Annotated in this window: 22 protein-coding genes and 1 pseudogene; 8 read left to right on the top strand and 15 right to left on the bottom strand. The window is 32.6% G+C overall.

Annotation, left to right across the window (positions count from 1 at the left end):
- Positions 1-256: 256 nt before the first annotated feature.
- Positions 257-1162 carry a S1 RNA-binding domain-containing protein gene (locus tag FWJ34_RS05775; RefSeq protein WP_308254369.1) on the top strand — a complete coding sequence of 302 codons (906 nt, stop codon included), beginning with the start codon at positions 257-259 and terminating at the stop codon, positions 1160-1162.
- A 219-nt stretch (positions 1163-1381) separates the two neighbouring features.
- Here the strand turns inward: FWJ34_RS05775 and FWJ34_RS05770 are convergent, their stop codons facing one another.
- The 6 genes from FWJ34_RS05770 to FWJ34_RS05745 all read right to left on the bottom strand — a co-directional run bounded on the left by FWJ34_RS05770 (position 1382) and on the right by FWJ34_RS05745 (position 6103).
- Complete coding sequence (locus FWJ34_RS05770; RefSeq protein WP_308254368.1) at positions 1382-1573, bottom strand: Txe/YoeB family addiction module toxin; 192 nt, start codon at positions 1571-1573, stop codon at positions 1382-1384.
- A 92-nt stretch (positions 1574-1665) separates the two neighbouring features.
- Positions 1666-1821, bottom strand: coding sequence for a hypothetical protein (locus FWJ34_RS05765; protein ID WP_308254367.1), 156 nt, complete (start codon positions 1819-1821; stop codon positions 1666-1668).
- 78 nt (positions 1822-1899) lie between these two features.
- Positions 1900-2541: a ribosome maturation factor RimM gene (rimM, locus tag FWJ34_RS05760; protein ID WP_308254377.1), complete on the bottom strand. Its 642-nt coding sequence runs from the start codon at positions 2539-2541 to the stop codon at positions 1900-1902.
- 153 nt (positions 2542-2694) lie between these two features.
- Positions 2695-5070, bottom strand: coding sequence for a heavy metal translocating P-type ATPase (locus FWJ34_RS05755; protein ID WP_308254366.1), 2376 nt, complete (start codon positions 5068-5070; stop codon positions 2695-2697).
- A 127-nt stretch (positions 5071-5197) separates the two neighbouring features.
- On the bottom strand, positions 5198-5737 hold the full coding sequence (locus FWJ34_RS05750) for a late competence development ComFB family protein (RefSeq protein WP_308254365.1): 540 nt from the start codon (positions 5735-5737) through the stop codon (positions 5198-5200).
- A 189-nt stretch (positions 5738-5926) separates the two neighbouring features.
- Positions 5927-6103, bottom strand: a complete 177-nt coding sequence (locus FWJ34_RS05745) for a hypothetical protein (RefSeq protein ID WP_308254364.1) — start codon at positions 6101-6103, stop codon at positions 5927-5929.
- 339 nt (positions 6104-6442) lie between these two features.
- Between FWJ34_RS05745 and FWJ34_RS05740 the strand changes: the two genes are divergently transcribed.
- Entirely contained in the window at positions 6443-8026 is a 1584-nt protein-coding gene (locus FWJ34_RS05740; protein WP_308254363.1) for an NAD(P)H-quinone oxidoreductase subunit 4, read from the top strand.
- Between the two features lie 150 nt (positions 8027-8176).
- Here FWJ34_RS05740 and FWJ34_RS05735 read toward each other — a convergent pair whose 3' ends face one another.
- Entirely contained in the window at positions 8177-9703 is a 1527-nt protein-coding gene (locus tag FWJ34_RS05735; RefSeq protein ID WP_308254362.1) for a hypothetical protein, read from the bottom strand.
- A gap of 296 nt (positions 9704-9999) precedes the next feature.
- Complete coding sequence (tyrS, locus tag FWJ34_RS05730; protein ID WP_308254376.1) at positions 10000-11217, bottom strand: tyrosine--tRNA ligase; 1218 nt, start codon at positions 11215-11217, stop codon at positions 10000-10002.
- Positions 11218-11512: 295 nt separating this feature from the next.
- On the opposite strand from tyrS, the gene FWJ34_RS05725 reads away from it, so the two are divergent.
- A complete protein-coding gene (locus FWJ34_RS05725) occupies positions 11513-13456 on the top strand; it encodes a heavy metal translocating P-type ATPase (protein ID WP_308254361.1) in 1944 nt (647 codons plus the stop codon).
- 223 nt (positions 13457-13679) lie between these two features.
- Here FWJ34_RS05725 and FWJ34_RS05720 read toward each other — a convergent pair whose 3' ends face one another.
- The 3 genes from FWJ34_RS05720 to FWJ34_RS05710 all read right to left on the bottom strand — a co-directional run bounded on the left by FWJ34_RS05720 (position 13680) and on the right by FWJ34_RS05710 (position 15586).
- The gene (locus FWJ34_RS05720; RefSeq protein ID WP_308254360.1) at positions 13680-14108 is read right to left on the bottom strand and encodes a hypothetical protein; all 429 of its coding nucleotides are present in this window, start codon (positions 14106-14108) and stop codon (positions 13680-13682) included.
- An 844-nt stretch (positions 14109-14952) separates the two neighbouring features.
- Positions 14953-15243, bottom strand: coding sequence for a glucosyltransferase domain-containing protein (locus FWJ34_RS05715; protein WP_308254359.1), 291 nt, complete (start codon positions 15241-15243; stop codon positions 14953-14955).
- Positions 15244-15397: 154 nt separating this feature from the next.
- Positions 15398-15586, bottom strand: coding sequence for a hypothetical protein (locus FWJ34_RS05710; protein WP_308254358.1), 189 nt, complete (start codon positions 15584-15586; stop codon positions 15398-15400).
- Between the two features lie 287 nt (positions 15587-15873).
- Here FWJ34_RS05710 and bchD point away from each other — a divergent pair, with 287 nt between their 5' ends.
- The 3 genes from bchD to FWJ34_RS05695 are packed head-to-tail and all read left to right on the top strand — an operon-like array spanning position 15874 to position 18532.
- Positions 15874-17910: a magnesium chelatase ATPase subunit D gene (gene bchD / locus FWJ34_RS05705; RefSeq protein WP_308254357.1), complete on the top strand. Its 2037-nt coding sequence runs from the start codon at positions 15874-15876 to the stop codon at positions 17908-17910.
- Positions 17911-17929: 19 nt separating this feature from the next.
- A complete protein-coding gene (locus FWJ34_RS05700; RefSeq protein WP_308254356.1) occupies positions 17930-18265 on the top strand; it encodes a DUF6883 domain-containing protein in 336 nt (111 codons plus the stop codon).
- Positions 18266-18286: 21 nt separating this feature from the next.
- A complete protein-coding gene (locus FWJ34_RS05695; RefSeq protein ID WP_308254355.1) occupies positions 18287-18532 on the top strand; it encodes a DUF4926 domain-containing protein in 246 nt (81 codons plus the stop codon).
- Positions 18533-18680: 148 nt separating this feature from the next.
- On the opposite strand, the gene FWJ34_RS05690 is transcribed toward FWJ34_RS05695, so the two are convergent.
- The 3 genes from FWJ34_RS05690 to FWJ34_RS05680 all read right to left on the bottom strand — a co-directional run bounded on the left by FWJ34_RS05690 (position 18681) and on the right by FWJ34_RS05680 (position 19474).
- Positions 18681-18866: a hypothetical protein gene (locus tag FWJ34_RS05690; protein ID WP_308254354.1), complete on the bottom strand. Its 186-nt coding sequence runs from the start codon at positions 18864-18866 to the stop codon at positions 18681-18683.
- 228 nt (positions 18867-19094) lie between these two features.
- Positions 19095-19295: a DUF6887 family protein gene (locus FWJ34_RS05685; protein ID WP_308254353.1), complete on the bottom strand. Its 201-nt coding sequence runs from the start codon at positions 19293-19295 to the stop codon at positions 19095-19097.
- Positions 19292-19474 carry a DUF6888 family protein gene (locus FWJ34_RS05680; RefSeq protein ID WP_308254352.1) on the bottom strand — a complete coding sequence of 61 codons (183 nt, stop codon included), beginning with the start codon at positions 19472-19474 and terminating at the stop codon, positions 19292-19294. Before FWJ34_RS05680 ends, FWJ34_RS05685 begins: the two co-directional genes overlap by 4 nt.
- 215 nt (positions 19475-19689) lie before the next feature.
- Here FWJ34_RS05680 and FWJ34_RS05675 point away from each other — a divergent pair, with 215 nt between their 5' ends.
- Together FWJ34_RS05675 and FWJ34_RS05670 are read left to right on the top strand one after the other, a co-directional pair.
- Entirely contained in the window at positions 19690-20145 is a 456-nt protein-coding gene (locus tag FWJ34_RS05675) for a DUF29 domain-containing protein (RefSeq protein ID WP_308254351.1), read from the top strand.
- 551 nt (positions 20146-20696) lie between these two features.
- On the top strand, positions 20697-21146 hold the full coding sequence (locus tag FWJ34_RS05670) for an HNH endonuclease signature motif containing protein (protein ID WP_308254350.1): 450 nt from the start codon (positions 20697-20699) through the stop codon (positions 21144-21146).
- Between the two features lie 393 nt (positions 21147-21539).
- Here FWJ34_RS05670 and FWJ34_RS05665 read toward each other — a convergent pair.
- Positions 21540-21960 (bottom strand): annotated as a pseudogene (locus FWJ34_RS05665) (calcium-binding protein); the annotation flags it as partial.

The following is a 21960-nucleotide window of genomic DNA, read 5'->3' as shown; positions in this document are numbered from 1 at the left end:
AATTCTCAATAATAATCAGTTCTTAAAAGTTAATAATCTCAAAAATCTTAACAAGTTCAACACGATTAATTATATTTAGAAAAAAAGAAAGTAAAAATACCCATGGATAAATCTTATTCTAAGATTTGATTAAATCTAGTTATGGTATTTTTATATACAAGTTTTTCATCAAGTTCTTTGATAAATTTAATCAAAATAACACAGAAACTATTATAATAAAAGTGATTCGTTTAATTAACTGATTTTATTATTAATTATGGCCGCTAATTCTAATCCCTCTGAACAGCAAAACACTACCTTTTCAACGGATGATTTTGCTCAAGCCTTAGAACAGGAACAATATGACTATCATTTTAACAAGGGTGAGATAGTAAAAGGAAAAGTGTTTCAGCATGATTCTAGTGGCGTTTATGTAGATATTGGCGGAAAATCTCCCGGTTTTGTTCCTTTAAGTGAAGCTTCTTGGCAAAATGTTACTAATATCACTGATATTCTCCCTCTTCATCAAGAATTCGAGTTTCTCATTATTAAAGAACAAGATTCTGAAGGACAAGTGAAATTATCTCGTCGTCAGCTTTTTATTGAACAAGCATGGGATAATTTAATAGAAATTCAAGAGAAGGGAAAAATTGTCCAAATGTTGGTGACAGGAGTGAATCGTGGTGGTGTCATTGGGCAAATTGATGGTTTACGAGCATTTATACCTCGCTCTCATTTAATTGAAAAAGATGATTTTGAGAAATTAATTGATCAATCTTTATCCGCTCATGTATTACAAATTGATCGCCCTCAAAATAAAATTGTCCTAACTCAAAGGGATTTAGCGAAAACGGCGGCTATGTCTTATTTACAAGAAGGAGAGGTAGTACTAGGTAAAGTCGTCAAAATTCAACCCTACGGAGTATTTGTCGATTTTGGTGGAATTGCAGGATTGTTACATATTAAACAAATTAGTGAAGGACAAATTAGTGCTTTAACTAATGTATTTAAAATCGGTGAAGAAGTTAAAGTGGTGGTATTAGAAATTGATGAGATTAAAAATCGTATTTCTTTGTCAACTAAAGTTTTAGAAACTTATCCAGGAGAATTTTTGGAGAAAAAAGATTTAGTCATGGAAACTGCCGAGGAAAGACTAGCCCAGAAAAAAGCGAAAACCAGTTAATAATTAAGAATGACGAATTTGTGGATTGAAAAAGCTTTACTTGTAGGGGTGAATGCCATTCACCTAAGTCATTAATAATTAGGAATTAGGAATATTTATTTAGATACAAATTTGCTTAAAAACATTAAATTTATTATTAAATACTTATTCATAATGAGTCCACATTCTGATAATTTTAATTGTTTTGTCTGTAGCTAAAACTTGATAAACTAAACGATGTTATACGTTAATTCTCCTAGAATAATATCCGTGTAAATCACCCGTTAACTTTTCGAAAGGTGGATAAAGTGCATAAAGATTTTCTTTGATAATATCAAGTAGTTTATTAACTTGTTTTCCTAAACCAGACATAGCAATTTTATGGGCATCTTTTTCTGCTTGTTTGGTAAAAACTAATTGCCATTTATCCATTCAAAATATCTCTAATAGTTGATTCATTGATACATTCTGTTAATGGAGTTCTTCCTCCTTTTTGGATTGATTCAACCATACCCTGAATCGATTTAAAATACAAGGTTTCTTCCATTCCATTCTGACTCTGAAATTAAAACTGCATTTCCCATTTCTCCTTTTAATAAAATAGGTTGATTATTTTCAACCACTTCATTAAGAATTTGGGCAATTTTATGGTTATTTTCATCAATTAAAATAGTTTTCATTATATTTACTTAATAAACTAATATTTTTACAAAAAAAAGAAGATAAGACTCTAATACTCTACTTATTTCCTTGTTAAATTATTCAGATTCTTCCGCTAAATCTAAGTTTAATAAACCTTTAGGGGGATTAATTTCAATAAAACCTTTTTCTAAGTTAATAACGGGTACAATATCCTTCACAAAAGGAATTAAAATCGTAATGGCTTTTGGTTTTTTTACTTTAAATTTTTTCCGCTTCGAGACTCGACTTATTTTCTCTAAATCAGGAATTATATCTGGTTGTAGCTCAGGCTGATAGTGTAGAGTTACTTCTAAAATATCATTCCCCGCACTAAAAACCTCCGTAATAATACCAATATTTTCTCCTGTTTGTTGGTTATATACCTGTAAATTAATTAAATCGACAACGTGATATTCTTCTTTTTCTAAGTATGGGCGATGGCTTTTTTCAATTAACAAGCGACTGCCTCGCAGACTTTCCGCTTGATTTCGATCGTTAACACCTGCTAATTTAATAATAAATATATTTTTGCCCGGAATTTGTTTCCCTCTAATTAACTCAATGGGTTGGGGTGATTGATGAGGTTGAATTTGTAACCATCGGTTGCCTGATTTTTGAAAACGCTCCGGAAAATCAGAGTCAGTTTTTACCTTTAACTCACCTTGTAATCCTTGGGGTGCAACAATTATACCAATTTCAATTAAATCCTGAATCTCCAAATTATTTTGCTCTCCCTGAAAGTAAACTCTTAACAAAAAATACCACTTCTATTCTATCGTGAGTCAAGAATAATATCACCAAATTTATCAGTATTGAAAAACTTTAGTAACTTTTATTTATTATGTTTGAATTTAAAAAACAAAATAATTTAGCTATTTATACTTGTCAAAGTTTGAAACCAACAAATATTTTTTAAATTGAGGCTTTAATAGTAAAGAATTACTAACAACGAAAATCGAACTTAATGCCATTAATCCCCCAGCAGTAGCAGGATTTAGGAGAATAGAATAATTTGCTAACAAACATCCCCCAGCTATCGGTATAGCAATAAGGTTATAGCTTAATGCCCAAAATAGATTTTGTTGAATTTTCTTTAACGTCATTTGACTTAAATTAATGGCAGTTATAACATCTGTTAATTTACCTTTAGTAAGGATAATTTCTGCTGTTTTAATCGCTACTTGAGCTCCTTGAGGCATGGCGATCGCAAATTGAGCTGTTGTCATGGCAGGTGCATCGTTAATACCATCTCCTATCATTGCTACTATATTATCAGAGTTTTGTTGTTGAATTTTTTGGATTAACTCACTTTTTTGGGTAGGGGTTACTCCTCCGTAATAGGTTTTGATGCCTAGTTGATGGGCAATATTTTTGGCAATTTTTGGTTGATCTCCGCTTATCATTATTATTTGTAAGCCCATTTTTTGTAACTTATCAACGGTTTCTTTTGCTTCTTTTCTGACGGTATCTGTTAAAGCAATTAAACCTATAATTTGCTGATTTTTGGCTAAATAAATTACAGTTTTAGCTTCCGTTTCTAATTCCTTCACTTGAAGAGCGATCGCCTTGTCAACTATGATATTATTTTCCCTTAACCATGACTGATTACCTAAATAAAACCAATCGTCTGATTCGGCAAGATTAACAATACCTTTTACCCCTTTACCGACATAATTGCCTAATTCTTTAGTGATAAAAGTATTTAAGTCTAATTGTCGAGCTTTTTTAAGAATACTTTGGGCGAGGGGATGATTAGCTACTATTTCTAAACTAGCCGCTATTTCTAATATCTGATTTTCGGTAAAATTATCTTGATCATAACTAATTATATCAGTGATTTCAGGGTATCCTTGAGTTAGAGTACCTGTTTTATCAAAGACGATGGTTTTTAAGTTCTTAACTTGTTCTAACACATCACCCCCTTTTATTAATAACCCATTTTCAGCACCAATAGTTGTGCCGACTAAAATTGCCGTGGGAGTAGCTAACCCTAAAGCACAAGGACAAGCTATAACTAAAACATCAATGGCTAATTTTATACTTAGAATAGTCTTAGTTGTGTCTAATTCTATTAAAATTTGTGGCCAAATTTCTGTACCTAAAAAATACCAAAAACTAAAGGTAAATAAGGCAATCGCCATGATAGTATAAGTAAAATAACCCGACACTGTGTCTGCCAATTTCTGCACTGGTGCTTTACGAGTTTGAGCTTCTTCTACCGTAGCGATAATTTGATGAAGAATCGTATTTTTACCTACATTTACCGCCTCAATAATAACCATAGCAGAATGATTAATTGTTCCAGCAGAAACTTTCTCCCCTATAGTTTTAAATATCGGCAAAGATTCCCCAGTTAATAAAGATTCATCAACGGTAGTTTCTCCTTCCACAATGACACCATCAATAGGAAATTGCTCCCCGGCTAAAACTCTAACCCATTCTTGAGGCTTAATTTGTCGTGCCGGAATTTGTAAACCTTCATCTTGCAAAGGGCTATTTTTAGCCACTAAACGGGCAAATTGAGGGCGTAAATTGAGTAAACTTTCCAAAGAATCAAGGGCTTTCTTTCTTACCCTCGACTCTAACACTTTACCTAAAAAGATAAATCCGAGTAACATAACAGGTTCATCAAAAAAACACTCCCACCCCAATTCAGGAAAAATCAAGGCAATACAGCTAGTAAGATAAGCACCCGTTGCGCCCATACCGACTAAACTATTCATATTTGGTTTTCTTTGCCATAAACCTTGCCAACCGTTAAGTAAAATTTCTCTACCCGGTATTAATAAACTAGCAGTAGCTAAACCCCAATGAAACCAAATATTGGTTAACCAATGCCAAGGATGTAAACCAAGATGGTGTAAATGCCCAATAGTGGAAAAAAGCAGTAAAAAAGCGGCACTAATTAACTGATATTGTTCGATTTTTTGCTCAGATAATCGTTTTTGTTGAATAATTAATTGCTGATTTTCCTCGGTTTCATCCTTTAACCTTACCTGAGTCGGAAAACCTAAATTAGTCAGTTTTTCAGCTAAAATTTCAGGTTTAACTATACCTAATTGATATTCCACAGAAGCCACCGCCGTCATTAGATTCACATTAGCGGAAATAATTCCGTGATGTTGAGTTAATTGTTTTTCAACGGATTTGACGCAACCGGCACACTTCATACCACTTATATCTAATGTGATAGTATCCACTAGACTGCTTTCCACTTGAGAAATAGGAGTTAAACTTAAAGAAACCATGAGGAATTAGGAATGAAGAATGAAGAATGAGGAATTAGAAATGAAGAATGAGAAATGAGAAACGAGGAATTAACAATACTAATTATCTAAAACCTGCAACCTGCAACCTGACACCCAATATCTATTGCTATTTAGTTTCATAATTAGAAGCATGAGACTGCAATAATTGAGTTACTTGATGAAAAACACTATTAGACTCAGAAGTTTTACTAATAGCTTGTCTTTCAGGATAAAATTCTGGTCGATCTAGATATAATGAAATAGATTGTTGTACTTGTTCATTGATGAGAGTATATAATTCTTCTCTAGCTTTCTCTCTTTGAAAATTAGCACCTTCTTCTGTTGTCGCATAAAGGGGAGGTAGTCGGTTTAAAGCATAAGCCGAAATATCACCCACATCTAATAATCGGTTGCTGGTAGTTTCAATTTCCGCCACTCTAGAAATAACTTCACTAACCACCAATTCTTCCATCACGTTAATAAATTGTTTCCTAGGCATAGCAACTACTTCACCTGTTAATAACGCACCCATAAGTTTATCTAAAGCCATGTATTCCTCCATAGAAAGTTCGACTGATGTTTCACATAATTTCCCAACTTCAGCCTCCATTGTTGGAGTAAGATAACCTGTTTCTAATGCTTGATCAACAATTTTATTTATTCCCATTGGACTCCTTTTTATTCAAATAAAATACCCATATTATTTTAGTTTATAGTGAGGAGGTGAATAATTATTAATCATCAACTATTCTTCCTCAATGAGCATTAATGATAATCAAGAAAATAGGAGAATGAATTTTATCCTAGGAGACAAGTTAAAATCTTTTTTCTGGCAATTGCAATACCTTCATAATTGTCAAGGTTGAATCAGAATGCGATCGGATGGTGTAAAGTGAGAACTATTCTGATCTGAAAAATTAGTAATTAAAAAAATTGGTAAGGCAAGAGTCGTTAAGGCGATCGCTGTCCCAAAAATTTCTATTGTTATTTGTCTAGTGGTTTTCTTTTTCCTAGACGGTTCACCAGCTTCCATAATTTTCCGAAATTGACTGAATATGTTAAATAAAGTAATTGATAAATATATATTTTATCTTTAATCAATATCATAGCAATTATTTTCCCTCAAATTGTCATCAATGTAACGAGAAAAACAAATTCTAGGGAATTTAGAATCAGAAAGTCACCTAGTCACCTAGTCACCATTGATTAAAAACAAAAATTAACATGAGGAATTGTTCTACTCTGAAAAAATCTTGCTAGATTGTTGATATAGACTGATTATCTTAACTATTGATGAATGTCTATAGCTAAGTAAAAACCATAGACATCAACCAGATAATTAATCAGTATTTATCCTTGAACTAGATTACAAATGAATTTCTCAAATTTTCCTTGGCTAACAACCATTATTCTTTTTCCTATCATCGCTTCTTTATTCGTCTTCATCATTCCTGATAAAGATGGTAAAACTGTTAGATGGTATGCCTTAACCGTTGGTTTAATTGATTTTGTCTTAATTGTTTATGCTTTTTATCAAGGCTACGATTTTAATAATCCCAACTTACAATTAGTGGAAAGTTATACATGGGTTTCTGATATTGATCTAAAATGGTCTGTTGGTGCTGATGGTTTATCTATGCCTCTAATTCTTTTAACAGGCTTCATCACTACTTTAGCGATTATGGCAGCTTGGCCTGTTACTTTAAAGCCTAAATTATTTTATTTTCTCATGTTGGCGATGTATGGCGGACAAATTGCTGTTTTTGCCGTTCAAGATATGTTACTTTTCTTCCTCGTGTGGGAATTAGAATTAGTGCCTGTATATCTTATCCTGTCTATTTGGGGCGGTAAACGGCGATTATATGCGGCCACCAAATTTATCCTTTACACCGCCGGCGGCTCATTATTTATTCTTGTCGCCGCTTTAACTATGGCTTTTTATGGGGATACCATAACTTTTGATATGACTCTTATCGCTCATAAAGACTTTGGGTTGAATTTACAATTGTTACTTTATGGAGGATTATTAATCGCTTACGGTGTCAAACTGCCTATTTTCCCCCTACATACATGGCTACCTGACGCTCACGGAGAAGCGACAGCCCCAGCCCATATGTTACTTGCGGGGATTTTATTAAAAATGGGTGGTTATGCTTTAATTCGTATGAACGCCGGAATGTTACCTGATGCCCATGCCACTTTTGCCCCAATTTTAATTATTTTGGGGGTAGTTAATATTATCTATGCAGCCTTTACTTCCTTTGCCCAAAGAAATTTAAAGAGGAAAATTGCTTATTCTTCCATCTCTCATATGGGATTTGTTTTAATTGGCATTGCTTCCTTTACCGATCTCGGCATGAGTGGTGCAGTATTACAAATGATCTCCCACGGTTTAATCGGTGCAAGTTTATTCTTTATGGTCGGTGCTACATACGATCGCACTCATACTCTAATGTTAGATGACATGGGGGGAGTAGGGCAAAAAATGAAGAAAATCTTTGCCATGTTGGCAAACTGCTCTAAGGCTTCACTTGCACTACCCGGTATGAGCGGATTTGTAGCTGAATTGATGGTATTTATCGGCTTTGCTACCAGTGACGCTTATAGTTTTACTTTTAAGTTAATCATGGTATCCCTTGCGGCTGTTGGTGTTATCTTAACTCCTATTTATTTATTATCAATGTTAAGAGAAATGCTATACGGGGAGGAAAACAAAGAATTAGTCTCTCATACTAAATTAGTCGATGCTGAGCCTAGGGAAGTATTTATTATTGCTTGTCTTCTCATTCCGATTATTGGTATTGGTTTATATCCCAAAATTGTCACCCAAATTTATGATTCTACCACCCATGAATTAACATTGTTATTGCGTCATTCTGTGCCAAGTTTACAAGTCAAAACAGCAACAGAAAACACCTCTCAATTTATAGCTTTAAACGCACCAAAAATCAATTAGGAATGAGAAATGAGGAATGAGGAATGAGGAATGAGAAAATTATCAACTATTAACTATCAATTATTCCCTATTCCCTTCCCACCTTTTAAGGGCGATAAAGCTGACTGCTAATAGCTACCTTCATCCAAAAAAAATACTATAAGGCAACTTCTAATTATTAATTGCTCTAGTTTCATCCATTAAAGTCTCTATATCTTCATGAGATAATTGTTGAATATAATTAACTTTAACTTCTTCTAAGAAAATTACTAATAATTCTTCTATTTTATTAATCTCATATCTAGTATTTGGACGCAAATTCATAATTTTACTAGATTTTTCGATAATTTTTTCTATATGTTGCTGAAAAATAGGATCTTCTTTTAACATATTATTAATTGTGTTTAAAAAGATTTGATAGGATTGAGTTGCTAGTTTATTACTAATATTTTGAGGGAAAGTTTTTAATCCGGGTAAATGTTCAATATTTTGATAAATGGGTGATTCAATAATAGTTTTTTCAAAAATATAGGTAAGTAAAATTTCTACTTCTGGACGAATTTCGGGTAACATTTCATAAGCAACTAAATTAATTAATAATTTAATAATTTCTACGGTTTCGTTACTACCACTTAAATCGATATATTCTTTTGTTTCTTCATTAAATAAAATTTTTTCTATCTCTCCTTGTTTAATAGTTTTTTGAATTTGATTGACAATTCTTAAGATCACAATTTGGGTTATATCTCCAGCAATTTGAGCAACAAACCCTTGACTAAGTTGTTTTTTTATTCTTTTTGAGTCTAATAATTCAGCCTCATCTAAACGAATGATAACAGGAATTATTCTTAACCATCTAAAAGTAGGTAATAAGAAAATTAAATCATACCAACGCCATAAAATAGCGTCTTGAAATTTAACCCCTTGATAGCGAATACTAATGGCAATACAGCGAATAATAAAATCACTAAAAATTATCAAGATAAAAGGAAAATCTATTAACCCAAAATAATCGACAAATTCTCCATTTTCTCCGATAGGGCGAAAATAATTTGTCCTTATTAAGGGTTTAATTTTTTGATTAAAAAAGTTTAACTGCCTTTCTATATTATTTTTTTTGAGATGATTTTTTGTCCAAAAAGATGTAATAGCAACAGTAGAAGAATCTCTCGGATTATCTATATATGGTTGCATATGTTCTCTCATTCTATTTTTAATCATTTCTAAAGTTCCACTTTTATTTGCTATTCTAAAAGGATCTTGTGAAATCATATTAGCACTCATTTCTCTTAAATTTTGTAAAATTTTGGCAGTTTCTTCACTATTTAAAGTATTTTGATTAATGCTCTTTTCTAGTCTTTTTACTTCCTCTAAATATTGTTGAGTATCCCGATGAGGTATAATTCCTTTTATCTCATCATATTTAATTATTATTTCTCGCCAAGATTTCGGTATTATTTTCACAGTTAATCCTTGAGATTCAAAACTAGCAATTTTAATTTTACCTAAGGTTATTTTCCCATTTAACCATATATCTCTTAAGGCAATATAACTTAAATCAAAAAAGACTATTCCTAAATTTAATACAGAAATGATAGCTATTATCCGGGTGATAAATAATTGCTCTGAATACCAATTAAAAAGTTTCAAAAGAAAAAATAATTTTTGATTTGAATTTACTGATTTATTATTTTTCATAAATTTCTAATATTTAACTATAGCAATCCTAAATCATTTGTGGATAATTGGAATTTGCTGAATAAATCTAAAATTAAAATTATTGATAGATTCAGGTTTAAAAATATAGCACTACCAAACTTATAAGTTTATAAAAGTTACATAAAAAAAGCACAAGCCACCCCCTCCCAACCACTACGGGTCAAGAAAAGGTGGCTATTTTATTAATTCCATTATAACAAACTAAATTAATTTTGACAAGGGTTTTTCAAAAAATTTCTTTTTATTTTTTAAGATCAGAAACTCGATAATTTACTCTAACTATTGACTAAACGGATAAATTTTTTCTTACCAACTTGTAAAATTTTATTACTTAATTCTAAAGGGTTTTCAATAGTAAAATTAGGATCAGTAATGCGATCGCCTTCTAAACGGACACTACCGCCTTGAATTTGTCTTCTACCGTCACCGCTACTGTTAACTAAACCACTGGCATTGAGAATATAGAATAATTTAGCGGGAAATTGGATATTATTTAAAGAAAATTGAGGTACAGCTTCAGCATTGGCTAGATTTTGATTGTTAATAAGTTCTAAGGCCGTTTTTTGTCCTGTTAAGGCGACTTCTTTGCCGTGATATTGAGAAACAACTTCTACTGCTAATAATTTTTGTGCTTCTCTCGGATTTTCAGGAATTTCCGTTAAAGATAAATTAGTTAATAATTCAAAGTAATTTTTGAGGAGAGAATCAGGAGTTTTTTCAAGTTTAGAATACATGGATAAAGCATCCTCTTTTAAACCTACATAATTATTAAGGGATTTTGACATTTTTTGTTCTCCATCAGTACCAATTAAAATAGGTAATAAAACACCAAATTGCGGTTTTTTACCAAAATATTTTTGTAAATCTCTACCAACAGCGATATTAAATTTTTGATCTGTACCGCCTAATTCTACATCTGCATTTACAGCTACGGAATCATAGCCTTGCATCAAAGGATAAAGAAATTCATGAAGATAAATGGGATTTTCTTGGATGTAGCGATTGTTAAACCCTTCCTTAGCCAACATTTGTTGTACTGTCATAGTGGCTAATAATTCTTGTATTTTGGCTAGATTCAGACTAGATAACCATTCGGAATTGTAACGGATTTCGAGGCGATGGGGAGTATCAAAATCTAAAATTGGGCGCAGTTGGTTAAGATAAGTTTCGGCGTTTTGTTTAACTTCTTCCGGGGTTAATTGTTTTCTGACGCTATCTTTCCCGGTTGGATCACCAATTTGTGCGGTAAAATCTCCGATAATGACAACGGCAGTATGTCCTTGATCTTGAAATGCTCTTAGTTTACGAAATGGAATACTGTGTCCTAAATGTAAGTCTGTACCTGTAGGATCAATTCCTAATTTTACCCTTAAAGGGCGATCGCTTTTTAAACAAAGTTGAGTTAAATTATCTGTAATCTGTTCTGAATTTGGTTGATGAGGAAAAATCTCAGTTATTCCTCTGTGTAACCATGCAAAATTATCATGTATCATCTTGATTGATTCTTTACCCAAAAACTGCACAGAATATATTATCATCAATTCGGATGTTGAGATATTGGCAATAATCAGGAAAAGAATAGATATAGCACTAGGCTTTATTAGAGCGTGTCATCAATTAAGCCAAATGACGATCGCCAACGAGGTAAGTTACTAAAAGAAGCAATAGAAGAGAATTTATCGTAAGAGCTTTTAACTCAATCAAATTCAATTATAGTCGAAAAGAATTTGAGGGAAAAATAGGATAAAATCTGAATATGCGTTCATATATTCAAATAAAGGTGTAATTATGGGCAAACATTGTTGCTCTGCTGAAAAGAATAATCATAGTCACGAACATAATCATAGCCACGAAGGGGAATTTAATCTTAAACAAGAAGTGATTGTTACTGTTGTTAGTAGCATTTTATTTATTAGTGGCTTTGTTTTTGAAAATCAGCTACATAATACTTTTTACTCTGTGGTTGAATATCTAATATTTATTCCCGCTTATCTTTTTGCCGGTTGGAATGTCTTGATAAGTGCAGGAAAAAATGTTTTAAAAGGTAAATTCTTTGATGAAAATTTTTTAATGACGATCGCCACTTTAGGGGCATTTGCTATCCATAAACTCCCTGAAGCAGTGGCGGTAATGCTATTTTTCAAAGTAGGGGAATTATGTCAAGATATGGCTGTTGATCGCTCTCGTAATTCAATAAAAACATTATTAGAAATACGTCCCGATTACGCTAATCTTCTATGTAAGGATGGTATTAAAAAAGTTAATCCTCAACAAGTAAATATCGGTGATGTCATTATTGTCAAACCAGGGGAGAAAATACCCTTAGATGGAGAAATACTAGAAGGAAATTCGCAAATTGACACATCCGCTTTAACAGGGGAGTCAGTGCCTCGTATTTATAAAAAGGGAGAGATTGTCTTAGCAGGAATGATTAATCAAACGGGGATTTTAACCGTAAGGGTAACAAAGTTATTTGCTGAATCTTCTATCACCCGAATTTTGGATTTAGTGGAAAATGCGAACAGTAAAAAAGCACCGACTCAAAAATTTATCACTAAATTTGCTAAATATTATACCCCGATGGTGGTCTTTGTTTCCTTAGCGGTGGCATTAATTCCTCCTTTAATTATTTCTTCAGCAACTCATGAAGAATGGGTTTATCGTGCTTTAATTTTATTAGTTATTTCTTGCCCTTGTGGTTTAGTTATTAGCATTCCTTTAGGTTATTTTGGTGGTGTTGCTGGTGCAGCTAAACGAGGAATTTTAGTCAAAGGGGCAACTTATTTGGATTCTCTTTTACAAGTTAAAACGGTGGTTTTTGATAAAACTGGTACTTTAACTCAAGGGGTTTTTCGAGTCACCAAAATATTACCAGAAAACGGCTTTCAAGATGAAGAATTATTAGCTTTAGCGGCACAAATTGAAGTTTACTCCCCTCATCCCATTGCTGAATCTATTCGCCAAGCCTATAATCAGGAAATTAATGATTCTAACATCAAAAACTATCAAGAATTAGCAGGTTATGGCGTATCGGCTTTAATTAAGGGAAAATCTGTGATTGCTGGAAATGATAAATTATTACATCGAGAAAATATTACTCATGATACTTGTAATGTGCAAGGTACAGTAGTTCATTTAGCCGTAGATAGTAATTATATGGGCTATATTCTTATTGCCGATGAAGTTAAACCCGATGCGGTATTAGCAATTTCTCAATTGAAACAATTAGGCATTGAAAATACAATTATGTTAACAGGGGATAATCAGGCTATTGCTTCTAAAATTGCTCAAGAAATTGGTGTTGACTCTTATCAAGCGGAATTACTACCTGAAGATAAATTAGAGTCTTTAGAAACACTTATAAATCAATCTCATGGTAAATATAAAATTGCTGTAGTTGGAGATGGAATCAATGATGCTCCGATGATTGCAAGGGCGGATGTGGGTATTGCCATGGGAGGATTAGGTTCAGATGCAGCGATTGAAACTGCTGATATAGTAATTATGAAGGATGCTCCTTCTAAAGTACCAGAAGCCATCAAAATTGCCAGAAAAACGAATCAGATTGTGTGGCAAAATATTATCTTTGCGTTAACTGTCAAAAGTTTATTTATTATCTTAGGAACTTTTGGAGTAGCAAATCTTTGGGAAGCGGTTTTTGCTGATGTTGGGGTAGCTTTAATCGCAATTTTTAATGCAACCAAAACCGTTAAATATTATCAAAAGCAATGATGGTATATAGCGTTTTTCATTATGGTGAGATGAGATAAAGGTATTTGCAGTTTCTAAATTAACAGGAATAACATTATTTTGAGTCATAATTAACAGTTTTGATCTTAATAACCTTTGACCATAACATTTTTTGAATGAAGGATAAATGATAATCAATTAATAATCTTACTGAATTAACCTTAAAATTTATTACTGAAAATTTTATATAGAGTTAAGATAATTATTATTCGTTAAAAGTGATAATAAAAACATCATTATTATTAAAGTATATATTATACAGTTGACGTTGTAAAATAGGAGCTTTATTCGGTTGATAATAGTCTTTATGATCCAGAAAAAAATCTTCTTTTGGTAAAGACTCTATATTTAATCCAAAAGTTTTTAATTTGGTTATGCCAAAATTATCAGGGGATAAATATTGATAAGCAATACTACTAATAATAGGATATTTTTCTAAGGATTTTGCAACTAAATTATTTGCTTTTAAAGTAAAACAATTTTCGGTATTAGCAAAAGAAATTTTTATGTTATCTAAAGGAAGTGAATATTTAATGCTTAAATCTTCTACATCCCTTAAAATTGACATTGCAATTCTATCTTCATATAAATTTTGTTGATGAATAACATTACCTAAACTTAAGCTAATGTTCATAAATGACAATGTTATTAAAGAATAATAAAATATTAAAAAATACTGCAAAATTTTAATTTTGCTATCTGCCAAAATTTTAACCATAAAAAAACAAGCAAAACTAATTATAGCTGTAAATCCTAAAAAAATTCTAGTATGCCAAGGTGGATTAAGAAGAATATAACTAGGAAAAATAAATGAAGTTACCAATATAAATAGTAATATAATACCTAACACGAGACTTATTAATTTATCCTTGAATAAAATATTATTATCTTTCTCAAATAAACAGTTAAAAATGACCAACAACAAAACTAAAATTCCTAATAAATATAATAACCATATTATTGCACTAGATGCCAAATGAGTTTTAGTTATATTCCAAGAACTTAAAATATTATTAATGATAATTTGAAATATTTGCTCAAATTCTGGCAATTGTGAATTTTTTAAAGTATATTCATCTAATTTGTATAAGTTTTTAATGGGTATATATAGTATCATTCCTCCTAATAAAATAGTATTAAAAGTTACAAAATTATAAATTGAGTGTAAATATTGTTTTGTTTTACATAATTGAAATAGTAAATAAAAAATAAATCCTACAAAATAAAAAGCTATGCTAGTTTGATATAAGCACAGTGAAAGTTGTAGTAAAAAAAGCTACAAAATAATAGCTAGGAATTAATAAAGATAATTTTTTGATATTTTGTCTGATATAAATAGTAAAATATAAGGCTAATATTGCTGAAAAAATTGCTAAACTCATACTTAAAGAATCTAGCACAAAAGCATACATAGAAAGATTATAAGGATTAAGAATAGTGATAACACCTATTAAAACTAATAATGCTAAATTTTTAATCTAATATATTCGGTTTAAGTAAATAATTCCCAGAGAAAAAAAAGAAATTCCAATGATTTGAAAAAAAGGGGAAATATCGGTAAAAGGTTCTCCTAATTGCAAAAACTTAATAATAAAAGTTGCTAAAGGACGAGCATTAAAATCCCACCCCATTTTACCATCAACTAATCGCCAATAATCATCTAAATATAATGTGTTCGCTTGAAATAAACTAATTAATCCAAAAATAGATATTCCTAATATGCACAAAAAGGCTTTTATTTCTTGCTTATTAAGTATTAATAAGGACATTTTTTCTCCTGGCAAATTTTATAATTGACTATTATTTTGTTTGATCAAAATTATTAATTAAGATATAAAAACTCTTAAAGATGAATTAAATATATTATAATTATAGAGCAATTTCTTCATTATTAATGCCTACATTAACCACTAAAAATATTAACTAATGAAGATGATCTGGTAAAACTACAGCACCCAATATCTCAAAAGGCATCTCTGATTTTACGGTAGCAGTTACTTGACGCAGTAAAGCAATATTCTTTTCATCCTTAAAAATTGGTTGACGATTATAAGTGACGATTGTTAAAAATATAATACTTCCTTCTCCGTAAAAATGGCGATATTCGGACATATTATTGAAGGTTAATTGTGGGTTTTGGTGGGCAATGCCCACTACTTTTATTGTCTAATAAAAAATCGACTTGTCATTGCAATAAATTCTGCACCAACACCGATCAAACCATTTTCAGGTAATACAGGTATGATTAGATTAAAGGATTAAAAATTTTATTAACAGTGTATGTATCACAAAAAATATTTTGTAGGTTGGGCATTGCCTACAAATATCTCAGATCGAGCCTATACCCCATGTAGGTTAAAATATAGCTTACATTGCATTTATAATTAATATATATATTAATGCCTACATTAACTACTAAAAATATTAACTTTCCTTTAACTGCCGTCATCGGGCAACAAGCTATAAAAACCGCCCTTCTCCTCGCCGCCGTTGATCCTCAATTAGGGGGAGTGGCGATCGCCGGTAAACGGGGTACAGCTAAATCCGTTATGGCTAGGGGTATTCATGCCCTATTACCTCCCATTGAAGTAATCAAAGATAGTCGTTTCAACTGTGATCCCCAAAATTCGGAAGATTGGGATACCGACACATGGCAACAATACGCCGATACTGATCCTGCTCAAATTCCTACGGAAGTAATACCAGATCCCTTTGTGCAAATACCGTTAGGAGTCACAGAAGACAGGCTTTTAGGTTCGGTGGATGTGGAAGAATCCGTTAAGCGTGGTGAACCAATATTTCAACCCGGATTGTTGGCACAAGCCCATCGAGGAGTATTATATATCGATGAAATTAACTTATTAGATGACCAAATCGCCAATCAACTGTTAACCGTCTTAACCGATGGTAAAAACCAAATCGAACGGGAAGGCATCAGTTTTGCTCATCCATGCAAACCTTTACTCATCGCTACCTATAACCCCGAAGAAGGTGCATTACGAGAACATTTATTAGACAGAATTGCGATCGCCCTTAGTGCTGATGGAGTCTTAGCTTTAGATGAAAGAGTCCAAGCTGTCGATCAAGTAATCGATTATGCGTCATCACCCGTGAAATTTCTTGAGCAGTATGACGAAGACATGGATGCACTAAAAACCGAAATTATCCTTGCCAGGGAATGGCTCAAAGAGGTGAAAATAACTCCTGAACAGATTAAATATTTAGTAGAGGAAGCCATTAGAGGTGGTGTAGAAGGACATCGAGCGGAAATTTTTGCCGTCAGAGTCGCTATGGCCGCCGCAGCCTTAGAAGGAAGAAATAACGTCACTGCTGATGATTTACGCAAAGCCGTTGAGTTAGTAATCGTTCCTCGTACAACCATTATTCAGCAACAACCGCCCGAAGATCAAATGCAACCCCCACCGCCACCACCTCCACAACCTCAAGATCAAGGTGAAGATGAAGGGGAAGAAGAAAAAGAGGAGGAAACGGAAGAAGATAAAAAAGAGGATGACAATCAAGAACAAAATGAAACGCCTCAAATTCCAGAGGAGTTCGTTTTTGATGTGGAAGGGGTGATTTTAGATCCCAGTGTGTTGTATTTTGCCCAACAGATGCAAAGACAGGGTAAATCTGGCGCTCGTAACCTCATTTTCACGGACGATCGAGGACGCTATATTAAGCCTATGATACCCAAAAGTAAAGTAAGACGCATCGCCGTTGATGCTACTTTGAGAGCGGCTGCACCCTACCAAAAAAGTCGCAGGGAACGCAATCCAAATCGTCGTGTCATCGTGGAACAGGGAGATTTGAGGTCAAAACGCCTCGCAAGGAAAGCAGGGGCTTTAATCGTCTTTGTCGTCGATGCTTCGGGATCGATGGCACTTAATCGGATGCAGTCGGCAAAGGGTGCGGTAATGCGGTTATTAACGGAAGCCTACGAAAATCGAGATCAGGTGGCGTTAATTCCCTTCCGAGGAGAACAAGCAGACGTATTATTACCTCCTACTCGTTCCATTACTTTAGCCCGTACCCGTTTGGAAACTCTGCCTTGCGGTGGTGGTTCACCTTTATCCCATGCCTTAACTCAGGCGGTTCATGTGGGGGTAAATGCCCAGATGTCGGGGGATATTGGACAGGTTGTCATTGTGGCAATTACGGACGGACGGGGTAATATTCCTTTGGCTCGATCGTTGGGTGAAACTCTTGAGGAAGGGGAAAAACCCGATATTAAGGCAGAATTGTTGGATATTGCCACGAAAATCGGTGCTATGGGCATGAAATTGTTAGTTATCGACACCGAGAAGAAGTTTGTTTCCACTGGCTTCGGTAAGGAGTTGGCAAAACAGGCGGGAGGTACTTACTATCAGTTACCAAAGGCTACAGATCAGGCTATTGCGAATATGGCAAAGGGTGCGATCGCTGATTTGAAGTAACATTAATTCGGGGTAAAGTATGATGAAAATTCCTAATTTCGATTACGCCATCATTGAAGAATCTAAAATAGTAGATTATTTGTTGAATATCAATCATAAAAGGGGAGGTTCAAAAGCAAAAATGTTGCTTAACTATGGTTATTCTCCTGATAATTGGCAACAATTAGAGTTAGATATTCGCAGGTTTCATCTCAATCCAGAAGTTTCTATAATCAAAGAAACACCCTATGGCATAAGATACGAAATAATATCAGAAATACTTACCCCTATTCATAAGCCATTATTGATGAAAAGTGTATGGCAAATTGACAAAGGGACCGAAATTCCCCGATTAATTACCATGATTCCTGAATAAAAATTGGAGGTTTTAAATATTATGAATTTTCCCCTTTATTCTGATGTAATTTTATTAAAAGATATAGTCGAAGATGGTTTATTTGCTGGTGATATTGGCACGGTGGTAGATATACATAATGTTAATGGATTGGAAACGGGTTACAGTGTGGAATTTTTTGATTTATTAGGAAATACAAGAGCCGTTGTCACTCTACCAATGGGCTATTTTCGTCAACCCACTAAGTCAGATATACCCACCATAAGACTTTTAGCGGAAGTTGTTTAATAAGTTTGTTATGCCTTTAGCATCGCTGGTGTGAAGTCACATTTATTTGGGTTGGTGTTGGATTTTATTATTAAATTCAACTTATTCTGAGTTACTTAAATTCAGTTATTTCTAAGTATAATTGTCTTCAGGTTTTTTTCAAAAATGCTTATTTTTTTTGTTCTTTCAGTATATTCATTACTAATTGATAAGCCTCATGCAGGGGAATATGTCCATTTTCAACTGCTTCAATAAGTTCTTGTGCTTCCTTCGGTTGAATTAAATTCAAATTTATAGGCTCTCTTAGCAAAATATGAAATTTAGTTTTATCTTTATCTGTAATTGTTGTTATCAAACATTATATTTTCTGAAATACTCCAATCTCGATCATATTTTGTTTCATGTTCGATCGTCTATGGATGTAGAGTTAGATCGTACCTATGAAGTAATGTTAATTTGGTTAAGGAGGTTCGATCGTCTTTTGGGGGGAGTTCGATCGTTCCTATGAAGTAATGTTGATATGGTTAAGGAGGTTCGATTGTCTAGTGGGAGAAGGTTCGATTGTACCTCTGAAATCATGATATTAATTACTATTTAATCTACTTTTAAAAATGTCTTGCAATTCTTGATAATTGTTTTCTGAAATAGCAGGATATTTAATAGTATCTTTTTTGCGACTCATTAATACTTCTAAGGCTTCACTAAAAGCATCTTCATCTTGACGATGGCTGGACAAATATTGACGTAATTCTTGATTACTCATTGTTAATAATTCTTGTTTCATGATTCAAAACTCCATACGCCTTGTTCATTAATCGTAATTTCGATACCATCATTTACACCAGCGAGAATATAAATGATCTTCAGTCTTTTATCATAACGAAATAAGTTAATTGGTTGATAAAGATTCGATAATAACTGACAAATAAAAATCGCTGTATCCTTTTGTTGAGATGTTGGCAACGAACTTTTAACCCCTCAAATTTTTTAATTAATTCACAATGCTATCATATTTTGTTTCATGTTTGATCGTCTTTTGAGAGAGAGTGTGATCGTACTTATGATGTAATGTTGATATGGTTAGGAGAGTTCGATCATTCTTATGAAGTAAGATTAATCAGAGATTTTTAAAACTCCTTGCTTATAATAAAATAAAGTATATTTATATTGATAACTTTATGGTAAATACATTATTAACAACAGATTTGAAAAGTATTTATGAAACTGATGAGCATTTCTGGTTAGAAGAAACAATAAAATTATTACGGGAGAAACGTTTTAATGAATTAGATTTAGAAAATTTAATTGAGGAGTTAGAAAGTTTGGCACGTCGAGATAAATCAAAAGTAGCAAGTTTAACAGAACAAATTATTAGACATCTTTTGTTACTGCAATATTGGACAACAGAATCTGAGGATAATTTTAATCACTGGAAAACAGAAATAATTGGTTTTCGCTCTCAAATTAAACGGGATTTAACCACAAATTTAAGTAATTATTTGATAAAAAATTTAGAGTTAATTTATCAAGATGCTTTAAGATTTGTTAAACAAAAGACTAAATACTTAGTAAAATTTCCCGACACTTGCCCTTATACTTTAGAACAAATTTTAGACCAAAATTATTTAATTTAATATTAATTACTAAGAGTTATATAGTAAACCTAAATCAGTTGTGCAAAAGGTATTAGATATTTGGTGATAATAAATTAGCAGTCCTACTTATCAAATATGAATATAACAACTAAAGAAATAGAACAATTAGAACTAGCATTATTTCAAGAAGAATTGCTCATTAAAAAAAAACATATTGAGCTAAAAAAATAGTTAAAATTACTCTCTGAAAAATTCGCTCAAACATTATTATCAAATGAAAAATTTAATCTAATGATGCAAATGGACACCATAGAACAAAAAATTAAAAATGATTTGATAATGTTAGCTAAAAAAAAAGATGAAATAGAAAGAAAAAAAAGCTATCAAAAAGAGCAAAAGTAGTGTAGTAAGTGCGGTCAGGGTAGCTGTGCCTTTGGCATCGCTGATTTGAAGTAAGATTAATATAGGTTGGTTTTGGGTTTTATTATCCAAGCCAACCTCAGAAATATATTTTCAGATCTAATGGTTACAATAATTAATTTTTATTTATAATTAAATTAAGTAAAAGATCGTTGGATTTAATAGCGTATATGAAACAACATGATGATAATCTATACCAAGAATTAGCTCTACTTTTATTGAAAGAGGAGGATTTACGGCGAAAAACAGAACAATTATTAACTCAGGCAAAAAAAGTTATTGATCCCCGACAGGAATTTAATAAATGGCTTCAATCATCTGAAGGAAAAAGATGGAAGGAAAAACAATTCGAATATCAGTCGGGAAAGTGTGCTTATTGTCAAGAAGAATTGAGATTTTCGGATGCAGTGGTTCATCATGTTATTCCATTAAAACAACTTGGCAATCAAGCAAATAAACCTGAAAACTTTAAACTTTTACATCAAAGTTGCAATCTTAAAATTAGTACGAAAATTGTTTTTTTACATAATAAACTTAAAGAACTTGAAATTGAAGAACAAAAAATTAATTTAAAAACTTCTCAGATAATTAAACAAGCAGATTTGGCACTAAGTAAATAAAATTTAATTGAAATAGTTATTAGTTAATTCGTAGGTTGGGTTTCGTGCCTTAACCTACTCTTTACCGATTCTGTCATCAAATATGATTTTTTCTCAAATACCCCAATCTCGACATATTTTGTTTCATCTCAAGTTCAGATAATCACAAAAAGAGCAAAAGTAGTGTAGTAAGTGCGGTCAGGGTAGCTGTGCCTTTGGCATCGGTATCGCTGATTTGAAGTAAGATTAATTTGGGTTGGTGTTGGGTTTTATTTTCCAAGCCAACTTACTTACTTTTATCTTTCAACTGCTAAAAATCCCTTGGGAAAAAAGGCGTGGTTATGGGTAGCAGTAACACCGTTAATTACCTATTTTCAAGTAACTTTATCTCGTTGTACCAATGGGGCATAAGACTTAAATTACCACAATATCATCATTAGTCATGGCTAATCCCGTATTTAAAATGGCTATTTGTACCGCAGAAGTTGCACCACTACCATCCACATCAAAGAATAACCTACCATTACTGGAATTATAGAAGAAACGATGATCTAATGTTGTTGCTGATGAGCCTATAGTAAACTGAGTTGATATTAATGTACCAACTCCTAAACCACCAAAACCACTACTAGAAATCAGAATAGTGTCATCAGTGACATTGAAATCGGTAATGCGATCTACTTTTTCAGAAGTAGAGTTAAAAAGGAAGGAATCTAAACCAGTACCACCATTGAGAATGTCATTCCCATTGCCACCATAGAGAGTGTCATTACCGCTACCACCATAGTGAAGATCGTTACCGTCATCTCCAGTTAAGAGATTAGTACCAGAGTTT

This window comes from Geminocystis sp. GBBB08 (genome assembly GCF_016743215.1).
In the GTDB taxonomy this organism is placed as follows: domain Bacteria; phylum Cyanobacteriota; class Cyanobacteriia; order Cyanobacteriales; family Cyanobacteriaceae; genus Geminocystis.
This window is presented reverse-complemented; position numbering and strand designations above follow the sequence as displayed.